This is a genomic window from Ferroplasma sp., from assembly GCF_037442045.1.
Taxonomy (GTDB): Archaea; Thermoplasmatota; Thermoplasmata; order Thermoplasmatales; family Thermoplasmataceae; genus Ferroplasma.
Genome location: NZ_JBBIRC010000044.1, coordinates 1 through 11,012, shown reverse-complemented (window position 1 = coordinate 11,012; position 11,012 = coordinate 1). Strand labels below are relative to the sequence as shown.

Annotated in this window: 13 protein-coding genes; 7 read left to right on the top strand and 6 right to left on the bottom strand. The window is 33.3% G+C overall.

Annotated features, from left to right (window positions below; genetic code table 11):
- Positions 1-109 precede the first annotated feature (109 nt).
- Together WKI77_RS06225 and WKI77_RS06220 are read left to right on the top strand one after the other, a co-directional pair.
- Entirely contained in the window at positions 110-409 is a 300-nt protein-coding gene (locus tag WKI77_RS06225) for an IS200/IS605 family accessory protein TnpB-related protein (protein ID WP_337860965.1), read from the top strand.
- A 103-nt stretch (positions 410-512) separates the two neighbouring features.
- On the top strand, positions 513-641 hold the full coding sequence (locus WKI77_RS06220; protein WP_337860964.1) for a hypothetical protein: 129 nt from the start codon (positions 513-515) through the stop codon (positions 639-641).
- 444 nt (positions 642-1,085) lie between these two features.
- Here WKI77_RS06220 and WKI77_RS06215 read toward each other — a convergent pair whose 3' ends face one another.
- On the bottom strand, positions 1,086-1,220 hold the full coding sequence (locus tag WKI77_RS06215; protein WP_337860963.1) for a hypothetical protein: 135 nt from the start codon (positions 1,218-1,220) through the stop codon (positions 1,086-1,088).
- 357 nt (positions 1,221-1,577) lie between these two features.
- Complete coding sequence (locus tag WKI77_RS06210; RefSeq protein WP_337860962.1) at positions 1,578-2,972, bottom strand: MFS transporter; 1,395 nt, start codon at positions 2,970-2,972, stop codon at positions 1,578-1,580.
- Between the two features lie 237 nt (positions 2,973-3,209).
- Here WKI77_RS06210 and WKI77_RS06205 point away from each other — a divergent pair, with 237 nt between their 5' ends.
- From WKI77_RS06205 to WKI77_RS06190, 4 genes are all read left to right on the top strand, one after another.
- A complete protein-coding gene (locus tag WKI77_RS06205; protein WP_337860961.1) occupies positions 3,210-3,665 on the top strand; it encodes a peptidylprolyl isomerase in 456 nt (151 codons plus the stop codon).
- A gap of 70 nt (positions 3,666-3,735) precedes the next feature.
- A complete protein-coding gene (locus tag WKI77_RS06200; protein WP_337860960.1) occupies positions 3,736-4,089 on the top strand; it encodes a hypothetical protein in 354 nt (117 codons plus the stop codon).
- 2 nt (positions 4,090-4,091) lie between these two features.
- Positions 4,092-4,328: a hypothetical protein gene (locus tag WKI77_RS06195; protein WP_337860959.1), complete on the top strand. Its 237-nt coding sequence runs from the start codon at positions 4,092-4,094 to the stop codon at positions 4,326-4,328.
- Positions 4,297-6,207, top strand: a complete 1,911-nt coding sequence (locus WKI77_RS06190) for a type B DNA-directed DNA polymerase (protein WP_337860958.1) — start codon at positions 4,297-4,299, stop codon at positions 6,205-6,207. Before WKI77_RS06195 ends, WKI77_RS06190 begins: the two co-directional genes overlap by 32 nt.
- On the opposite strand, the gene WKI77_RS06185 is transcribed toward WKI77_RS06190, so the two are convergent.
- The 4 genes from WKI77_RS06185 to WKI77_RS06170 form a co-directional block, all read right to left on the bottom strand.
- A complete protein-coding gene (locus tag WKI77_RS06185) occupies positions 6,172-7,260 on the bottom strand; it encodes a Cdc6/Cdc18 family protein (protein ID WP_337860957.1) in 1,089 nt (362 codons plus the stop codon). The two genes, WKI77_RS06190 and WKI77_RS06185, sit on opposite strands and share 36 nt — an antisense overlap.
- A 180-nt stretch (positions 7,261-7,440) precedes the next feature.
- Positions 7,441-8,964 (bottom strand): lysine--tRNA ligase, encoded by a 1,524-nt coding sequence (lysS, locus tag WKI77_RS06180; protein WP_337860956.1) that lies wholly within the window; start codon positions 8,962-8,964, stop codon positions 7,441-7,443.
- Between the two features lie 2 nt (positions 8,965-8,966).
- A complete protein-coding gene (locus tag WKI77_RS06175; protein WP_337860955.1) occupies positions 8,967-9,548 on the bottom strand; it encodes an orotate phosphoribosyltransferase-like protein in 582 nt (193 codons plus the stop codon).
- Positions 9,545-9,970, bottom strand: a complete 426-nt coding sequence (locus WKI77_RS06170; protein ID WP_337860954.1) for an HIT family protein — start codon at positions 9,968-9,970, stop codon at positions 9,545-9,547. The genes WKI77_RS06175 and WKI77_RS06170 overlap by 4 nt, the downstream gene beginning before the upstream one ends.
- Positions 9,971-10,069: 99 nt before the next feature.
- Here WKI77_RS06170 and WKI77_RS06165 point away from each other — a divergent pair, with 99 nt between their 5' ends.
- Positions 10,070-10,966 (top strand): ribokinase, encoded by an 897-nt coding sequence (locus WKI77_RS06165; protein WP_337860953.1) that lies wholly within the window; start codon positions 10,070-10,072, stop codon positions 10,964-10,966.
- Positions 10,967-11,012 lie beyond the last annotated feature (46 nt).

Genomic DNA, 11,012 nt, shown 5'->3' with positions numbered 1-11,012 from the left:
CATAATAGTTTCATCAAAAAGTCAGCATGCCGTTATATAAGTATTTGAATAATTATACTGATATTATTGCAAACTATTTAGAAAAGTTGCTGGATGAACTTCAAACAGAATAAAGGATGCAATGCATAAGTTATCTTCAAGTCTGGTGAAAGATAACCCTGATGCATCCTTTGTATTCGAAGATCTCAAAGGAATAAAGAAGAGTGGTAATGATAAGGGAAAGAAATTCCGGACATACCTGAACAGATGGCCATATTCTGAATTCCAGAAAATGGTTGAATACAAATGTAAAAGAAAAATACTGTATATTAATCCACGTGGGACCTCATCTGAGTGTCCTGTATGCGGTGGTAAATTAAAGCACCCAAAGTGGAAAAGAGCCAGATGTAAAACATGTGATCAGGATTAAGACAGGAACAGAATTGCATCACCTGCAATAGCCCTTCGCGGCCCTGATCTTTGCGAAGCCAAATAATAATGTAATGCTTAATTTCCCAATAATATTTAACGCCATGATAAGCCAGAATTTTTTTGTTGAATGCATTTCCTCTGCAAAATCAGAAATTACCCTAGCACCGCCAACGCCTATTATTGCAAAAGGAACTGCGGCAAAAACAGCAGAAACTCCAAAAGGTGCATAACCTCCATATGCTGTGAAATTATTAAAATGAATTAGAAGTGTTAAAAATATAATTCCTATTGCACCCAGCTATATCCATTTAATTACGCCATACCATAATGCTGTTTTTGCAAATCTTTCTATGCCATAATAATTAATTGGTATAAATAATAACAGAAAAATTGAAGGGGACCCAGAGGGTCAAATAATCCGGGAACAAAATAACTTAAATTATTAGTATTGCAAGGCTTTCAATTTCTGCTATGAATAAATACTATAAGAGATTTGCATGTCCTATTATTAATCCAAGAATTTTCACATAGGTATAAATTGCGGCAACAGTTGTTGAACCTGATTCTGGAAAAACTCTTGATAATTCAGCTATTGAAAGTGCTATAGGTATTATACAGTAGCCAGATAATAACCCGTGTTAACATGCCTATTGGGCCAGCTTTTGATACAACAGCTATATTACTAAAGAATATCCATGACCAATGCCGCCCATAACCGATATAATTACTGCCTCTGTTGTTGTAATGTGCTTTTTTAAAGAGGCGGGATTTGCAACACTAATAGTTTCATTTTCCGCATTCAAAGCCATAAAAATTACAATCCGGTAATAAATATAAATATTTCGTGTGTGTTTTCGTCATTATACATAGTTAATTATTCCTTAACATACTTTTATATGTGCTAAATTGTAAATTAAAATATTTTATGCAATGCTAAATATGAATAGGAGAAATATATGGCAGAATCAGGATTATTACCTTAATATATTTATATTTTTAAATATATATTAGTAATGCTGGACATAAAACACTTAATATAAATAGTTAGCGATAATATTGTTATATAATAGAATATAGTGGATAATATAATAATAGAATGAAATTAATAATAGTTATGCAACACAGCAACAAAACAGAAAATACTTAAATATTTTTAATAATATAATTTATTCTTTTTCAGTTTCTGGTGCTTTATTAGATTGATGTCCCATATCAACGGCATATTTTGCATTCTGCTCAAGTGTCTTTGATTTAGTTTCAAATGAAACAAAATAGAATATTATTCCTGCAACTATTGACATTATTACATCGAATAATAGAGAGTATTTCAGACCGATTATTGCATATAGTGTTAACATTGGCAATGCAAGACCGAATTCAAAAAGTTTTTCCCATCCAACAGCAAGGCCTCTTGACCTTGTTGTTGATACTTCGGCCGCTGGCAAGTACTGTAAAGTACCTACAAATCCAACATTTATAAGGAAGAATATACCGAACATTATGATTAATAACGGTATGGACATTAAATGCATTTCTGCTGCAATGAAGAGTATTGCCATAGGTATTGCACCAAGCATGAATCCATATGTTCCCATTTTTCTTCTTCCCAGTTTATCTACAATCAATAATGTTATAACTACACCTACAGTACCGATTAGATCTATTATAAATGAGCCAAGAACTGCTGTGGTTGATGATGCGCCAAGGCTTACTAATTCAGGTGAAGCATAAACACTTGCAAGATTAACTGTAAGTGAATATGCTGCACCAATCCAGAATATGTATACTATTGCCCTTATATTTTTCCTATTAAAGAATTCTTTGGCGTTGCCAAGTATGCCTTTTTGTTTTTCAAGGGTTATTGTTTCAGGATCTATATTTATTCCCTCTTTTTTAAGTTTTTTAAGGATTTTTGGTATTAATTCCTTTTTCCCATTTTTCTTAGCCCATCTGAGGGATGCGGGCATATCAAACCTTAAACCAAATAGTATTAAAGCTGGTACAGCAGCTATAAGGAAATCATATCTCCATGCCAGCAGGGAACCAACGTCTATTGTAAGCCCAAGGCCTATTAAAACTGTAGCCAGTGTTCCGAACATGAAGAATAATTTTTCTGTTGATAATAACTTTCCCCTCTGTTTTGATGGAGAATATTCTGCAAGTAAAGGTATAGCTGCAGCATAATCTACACCTATGAATATGCCTAAACCCAACCTTGTTATGAAGAATTCCAGGTAGTTTGCAGAAACTGCACTTAATATTGCAAATAATGCCATGCCAATAGTATCATATAGAAAGAGGTATCTTCTCCCTATCCTGTCACTTATTACACCACCAAGTATTCCTCCACCTGCAACACCTGCCCAGTATGCCCCTAAAGCTATAGCGACAAGATATGCAGGTAAATGGAATATTATGCCAACAGCTATTAAGGCCACCGATGAACCAAATTCATTGAATGCATCCGTGAAAGGCCCCAGAGCTGCGGTTACTGCAAGCCTTCTCTGAAATTTTGTTATCTTTGCATTATCAATGACTGAGTAAATATCATTATCCATCATAAGTATAATGTTACGTTATTATATTTAAGTATTATTTAGTTTTATTGCAAATATTTAAATTCTTTAAATAAATATATCTTATTATTTTTTAATCGTATATACTAATTATGCTATAAAATTATACAATATTTTGAAATTTTTCTATTCTATATATAATTATATTATAACACGTATTATTTTAATTTGATTTAAATGATTCCCTGGAAAAGTATATAATTATAGATATTATCAAGAAGTATGACAGTAGCATTGCTGGAAACCAGTATGGGAGATATAGAAATAGAATTGTTTGAAAATGATATGCCGGTTACTACAGGAAATTTTAAAAAACTTGTTGAAAAAGGATTTTATAATAATACAATATTCCACAGGGTTATACCAGATTTTATGATTCAGGGAGGAGACCCCACAGGAACAGGCATGGGCGGACCCGGATATAAAATAAAGGATGAGTTTACAAAAAACAACAAAAATGACAGGGGAACCATAGCTATGGCAAATGCAGGCCCAAACACCGGTGGATCCCAGTTTTTCATAAATATTGTGAATAATAACTATCTGGATAAAATGCACCCTGTATTCGGAAAGGTTGTAAAAGGCCTTGATGTTGCGGATAAAATTAGCAAGGTAAAGAGAGACAGAAAAGATAGGCCATTAGAGAAAGTTGTTATAAAAAAAGTATCCATAAAATAAATTATTAACTCATTTTCTCATTTTTATTTTAATTCCATAAACTATTTCTTAAAATATATGTTTTAATATTATGATAAATTTCTTAATTTCAGAAAAGGAAAATATTGATATAAAATCGGAAATAAGATATTATAATCCTACAAAGCTTTTGATCTCCGATGGAATAATGCTTGAAAGAAATATTTTAGATTGTAATATAAAAATACAGAGAGTTATGACACCATATCAATTGAATAGGATACTTATAGAAGGAAATATTGAAAGGTATCTCATATTAATTTCATCATTTATATTTGATGCGTGGGGCCTTATGGTCGTTGAAGAATTAAATTATGTTATGGATCAGGCTGCGTATAATGGCAGTGCAATAGTTTTAGATATTATTGGCACGAAAACCGTCAATGCGGAGTTTATGAGGTTATAAATATGGGAAGGAATACATTGTCCCCAAGGGAATATGTGAAATCTATGGAAGATGAAATACTATCAATGCACACATATATGAAAAAAGAGGATCTTGAAATTCTGAAAACAATTCTTTCTATGGCTGAAAAGCATTCAAATGAAATTTCGGATTTTAACCAGTTTTTTGCTGCTATTATTTTAGAGTTATATAAAAAAATTGAGGAATATGGAGAATATAATAAACGCCACTGGTTCTGATTTAATAGAATTATGGTTCTACAGATCAAATAAGATAGTTAAAAAAACTTTCAAAAACAGAACGTGGATATTTGTTTCTGGTGATGCTTATTATTTAACAATGCTTGAAAAAAGCCTGGATGCAACAAATTATATTTACAGATATGCTTCGATGGATGATATTTATGGCATGCACAGAGGCATACAGATATATTTAAAGCCATCAAAATCAATGGATCTTGCATTTAGAATAGAAAATTCATTTGGCTACAGGCTAAAAATTTATAATGCGGATATAAACAGTACCTTAAGATTTATGGAAAGCAACGGGTTTGAATTCTTCAAACTCATGAATATATATGATGAGGATATAAATTTGCCCACAGCAGCAATAGAACCGGTTTTTTCCGGTAAAATTATGAAATATGTTATTATAAATGGCTTAAAATGTTCGGGCAATGCATATGAAGAAGTTTACGAGGCGATAAAAAACAATGTTGTTATTGTATACAAAAATTACAGCAACCAGTTTTCTTTATTCCTTGAGGAGATGAAAAAATATGGTTATTATATAAAGAGTAAATTTTACAGGGAAAGGACGTTTGAATCCTATGGCAGGCATTCTTATATGCCTTCAACAGTTAGAATAAAAGATAAAATATGTATAGATTCAGATTCCTTTGTTTATAATGAATCTGGTATTGCTGGATTATTTGAAATGTCAAGGGTTTCATCCCTTCCGGTGGAAACTGTATCTTATATAACCCCAGGAACTGTTGTATCTGCTATTGAGGAAAAAGAAGCACTGAAAAGGAAAATACTTATACCGTTCAGAAAGGATGATTATGAGGTTCCTAAAAATCCGCAGGAATTTTTCAATGCGAACAGGGGAGGCATAGTTTTTAACCCTGATCCTGGAGTTTATGAAAATGTCTACGAAATTGATTTTTCATCCATGTATCCTGGAATAATAGTAAATTACAGAGTATCACCGGAAAATATATCAGGGAAAAATACTGCTTTTCTCTCAATGTTCCTCAGAAAATTGCTGAATAGAAGGCTTTTTTACAAAGCACTGAGCAGCAGGGGGGATATATATTCAAAGAGAAATAAGGCATTAAAAATTCTTCTTCTCAATTCTTTTGGTTATACTGGATATAAAAATGCAAAATTTGGCAGAATAGATGTGCATGAAAAAATAACAGAGATCGGCAGAAAAATAATAGAAATATCCATGAGGATAGCAGAAAATAACGGATTCCATGTAATGCATGGCGTTGTTGATTCTCTATGGCTTTCCGGACCCGGAGATATAAAGAAAACATTAAAAGAAATCTGCAAAAATACAGGGATTCAGATAGTTCTGGATTCGAGCTATAAATGGATCGCATTTCTGCCACAAAACAATGGCACAGGATCGGCAAACAGGTACATTGGATTGAGGAATGATGGAACTTTTAAGATAAGGGGAATAGAACTCAGGAGAAGAGATTCCCCGGCACTGGTAAAAAAATTTCAGGATCATGCGCTTAATATCCTTAACTGTGATTTTATGGAGCTGCGTTCAAGAAAGTATATGATAGAAAAGTTAAAAGATGAATATAAAAAGATGGAAAATTTTGATATTGAAGATTTTAGGATAGAATTCGGAGTAAGCAGGCATATTAATGATTACAAATCAAAAAATATTATATATTATCTAATGAAAAACCAGGATTATAAAAATACTGTTCCTGGAATGGTTATTTCAGGAATTATAATGGATAAAGAACATAACATTGTAAAAAGCAATTCAGAATTTTTTGATAAAAAATATTATGAAAAACGCCTGGAAAGATCATTTAAGCCGTTTGATTTTATAATTTCAAATTCTGGAGATAAGATCACGGAGTTTCATTGAAAGTATTGAAACAGGAACATCGTTTATTGAAATAAGTTTTGACACGCTTGATTTATTTCCGCTGCTCTTTAATTGAGAAGATATAATATCTATATTTTCCAGTTTTCTTATTATTTTATATATTTCCGTTTTTTTCAGTCCTATGCCATATTCCTCTCCAAGCAATTTTACTTCTTCTTCTATTGATTTTATATTTGTAGAAATAGAATCAGGAAGAAGAATGCATATTGATAAAAGTACAATAAGATCTTCACGGTCGAGCAGTGAAAGCTTGCTTTCCGTTATATAGGGATTTATAAGAGAAACTGCAGATCTAACATCATCATTTTCTATAGATTTTGAAAGCCTGTATTCCCCCATATATGCTGCTTTTTGAAGCAATTCTATAGCGAACCTTGCACTTCCAAACTGGCCGGAAATATCCGATATATATTTCAGTATAGAATCAGAGTATGTTCCAGGTTCCAGTGACATTGATGCACGATCTGCTATAATTTTATTAATTTCAAAGCTGCTGTAGTTGTCAAATTTAATGCCGGTTACCGTTCCATATTTTCTATCTAGATATGTGAATGGGTTCTCCATGGAAATCAGAATGGTGCTCAATCTGGTCCCATATATCTCAGATGCCCTGAAAAGGTTGTAAATGCCTGCATCATCATCTTTAAGAAGAGAGGTGGCTTCATCTATTACAAGAACCATATTCCCACGGAATGATATTATAGAATTAATGGTTGAGAAAATATCTGAAAATGATAAACCGTGATAGGACACTGGCCTTCCAAGCCTTGAAATGACATGCTCAAGCAAATTCTTTACATTTTTGAACGATAATGCATTTTCGTATATTATTGGTGCATTATCCCGCATGATTACCTTTACTGCTGAAGTTTTTCCTGTTCCAGAATTTCCGTATATTATTACATTATTTGTTATGCCATTTTTTGCCGGAAGAATAACAGAGGATCTTATTGTGGAAATTTTATCATCCCTGAAAAACAATTTCTCCGGAACATAGGAGATATCAAGCGGTGCAGGATTTGAAACTATCATTGCACATACAATTTTATAAAAGTAATAAATTTTATGTTATTAAGTGGCAGTGTAAGTAATTTGCTGTAAAATTGATTATAATATCCTAAAATTTAAAAGATTATGGAATTTGAATTATTGGAAGTATATTCTCAGTTTCTGCCATGAATGCCAAAAAGAAAATGGAATATTAAAATATTTTTATGTTTGAGTGGTTGGCTGGATCAGTGCTTTAATCCTGTTTATTACATAAGTTTTGCCCATGCTTTCCAGGAAATATCCAAGGCGCGGGCCACGTTCTTTGTCTATAAAAATCTTATAAAACAGCGTAAATACATCCTTTGGCGTTAACTTCCTGTCTCCTATTATTGCATAAATTACAGAATGTATTGCATCCGATGTCCAGTCAATTCCATTTATTTTATCAAGAAATTCCTGAAGTATGGATATCTGGTCTTCAGTGAGCAAAAATTGTTTGTCTACCAGTGTAAATTTAATGTTGTCAGGAGCATATTTGGATAGCCAGTATTTTGCTATAACTATCTCATTTTTCAGGTAGTCGTCGATTTCATTCTTGTCATATCCGCTTCTTTTCAGTGCGGAAAGGAGATTATCATCGTCTTTGTATATCTGCACAAGTGTAACTATATGCCTGAAATTAATTTTTTCCGGGGCACTTAAAACTTTTATCCTGGACATTTCATAGATGCGTTTATAATTCTCATTGTTCGATTCGTCAAGGCCAAAATATGCACGCTCCATTTTTTCATAATCATCTATTAGATTCAAAAGGCCCATGCCTGGATCAAAATCTATATGCCTTCCAGGATCGTTCTTTGCTATAAGGAATCTTAATATTTCTGGAGGTGCAAATGTAGTTACTTCCGATGCACTTATTGCTATTCCTGTTGATGAATGCATTACGCCAACCCCTTTTAATAATATTCTTTCATACATCAGTGGAACCGGAGGATTAATTTTGAATATTTTCTGTGCAATTTCTTTTCCTGTATCATATGATCCACCGGCAGCCGCATGGTCTTTTCCAAATGGCTCTATAGTAACGCCCAGTGCAAACCATTTTGCAGGCCATTCAATACGCCATGGCATTTTTCCGTCATCTTTCCTTATATCTGCTTTATCTTCATTGCCGCATGCCTTGCATTGATAATATGCATATGGCTCTTCGTATTTTGTGACCACAGAAGAATTGATTTTGCCACATTTTGAGCATCTTGGTTCGTAGGGATACCAGTCTGGAGCAAGATCATAACCAGCAACATCATGCAAAATTTTTGCTATTTCTTCCCTGCTGTTCATGGCTATATTAATTGCTTCTGCCAATTTTCCATCTCTGTACAATCCCGTTGTGCTTATAACCTCAACATTCACATTTATCTTTTTAAGTGTTTCAAGAAAAGGTTGAAGAAAATAATCGGAATATTTTCCGTTTCCCTCTGGAGCAGGAATAAAACTCAATGGCATTCCAACATACTGTGAATAACTGTCATCAAGAAATGGGTAAACCTTTCTCAATGGGTCCATGTCATCGCAGAGATATATAAATCTTGAATCCAGCTTTTTATCAAGTGATGCTTTATAAATTATATCTCCAGTAAGTATTTCCCTCATATTGCCAACATGTATTGGCCCTGAAGGTGATATTCCGGTGGAGATAAGCTGGTTTCCCTTCAAATTTTCAACAAGGGCATCTGCCCAGTACATTTTTATCCCACCATAGTTGCACGGATAAGCGATCTTACCGGCACATTGTTTATTTCATCAGAACTTAATTTTGATACAAGGACAATACAAAGTACGGCTTCTCCACCCTTCTTCCTTATATCGTCTATTGTTCTTTTCATTGTTTCTCCGGTGCTCATGACGTCATCTATTATGACTATCTTTTTGCTCTTTACGCTGGCAAAATTGCTGCTGAACATTCCTTCCTGCCCTGATGGGTGTGGCCTGTATACTATTAATTCTTTTTCAAGTAAATCTGATAGCATTGTTGCATATGGTATTCCGTTTATTGTTATTCCCAATATTGATGTTATTTCATCCAATGGCAATTCCTCTGATATTATATCGGCCATGATCTCTGCTATTTTCTCAATTCTATTGCCATATACTCCAATGCTCCTCCATCCGATCTTTGTATCAGAGATTTTATTTCCCTTAAGATCCTTGCTTAAAAGCCATGTTATGGTATTTACAGAGAGATGAAGCTCTGTTGATATTTCCTTATCGGACATTCCCTTATTTTTTAATTCCAGTGCCCTGTTGTATAATTCTTCAAGACTTTTCATAATTTTACCTCTTTAATGCCTTCCTTTATTTTAGCTGCAATGATTTCTAGATTATCCAGACTTGCAGTTTCTCGTTCCCAGTTTATCTTTTTTCTGTAATATCTCGGTATTATATGCACATGGTAATGCATTACTACCTGATTTGCAACTCTACCATTATTCTGGCCTATATTAAGGCCATCGGTTTTCAGCGTTTCTTTTATTGCTATTGCTATCCTTTTTACAGCAAGCTGAAGTTCAAGATAGATATCCTTATCAATATCATATATGTTTTCGTAATGATTTACCGGTATGACAAGAACATGGCCTTCTTCTATTGGAGCGTTGTCCATGAATGCCATTATATTTGAATCCCTGTAGACAAATGCGGCATTTCCTTTGTTTGCGATTTCCCTGCAGAAGATACAAGTTTCATCGTACATTTAATGTGTATTGTATACAGTATAAAAAATATTTTCATGCCTGGAATAAATCATCAGTATAATTCCGTAAATATTTAAATTATATTATCATGGGCTTTAATGAATGGAATAAGTGTGATCGGTAGTGTGAATATTGATATTATTATGTCTTCTCCAAAATTGCCGGCAACAGGCGAAACGGTAAAGGCAGATAAGTATTATTTATACCCGGGAGGCAAAGGGGCAAATCAGGCTGTTTCTGTAGCAAGAACCGGGGTGAAGCCACGATTTATTGGCAAACTTGGAAATGACTATTTTGCTGAAATAATAACAAATTATCTAAAGAAAGAGAATATGGAATTATCCCTAAATTATGGTGCCCAAACCGGCATTGCAATGATTAATGTTGAATCATCCGGGAAAAATATGATTACAGTGTATCCAGGGTCAAATTCGAATTTGTCATATAATGATTTTAAAAATATTGAAATAAAAAACTCAATAGTAATGTTTCAGCAGGAAATACCATTGAAAACAATAAAGGATTTTATGTCAAATAATTCTGAAAATGGGAATACTATAATTACTGATCCGAGCCCGTTTTATGAGGATAAATATATACTGGAAAATTCTGATATTTTAACACCTAATGAAACTGAGGCACAGCTTCTGGCCGGTTGCGAAATAAACAGTATAGAAGATGCTGAAAAAGCATCTGTAAAAATATGTTCTAAATATAAAAATAATGTAATCATAAAATTAGGATCAAAAGGTTCACTTTCCAATTACAATGGCCATATAACATATTTTAAGCCATATAAAGTAAAATCTGTTGATACAACCGGTGCCGGAGACTGCTTTAATGGGGCATTCGCATCTGAGTTTCTCAGAACAGAAAATATTGATAAGAGCATTGAATTTGCAAATATAGCAGCAGCACTGTCAACCACTGGCTATGGTGCATTTCCATCATTTCCATACAGGAACCATGTTATTTCAATAATGGAAAATGAATAAGTAACAGGCTAACGTTATATATTAATATAAAATACAAGAATATGAC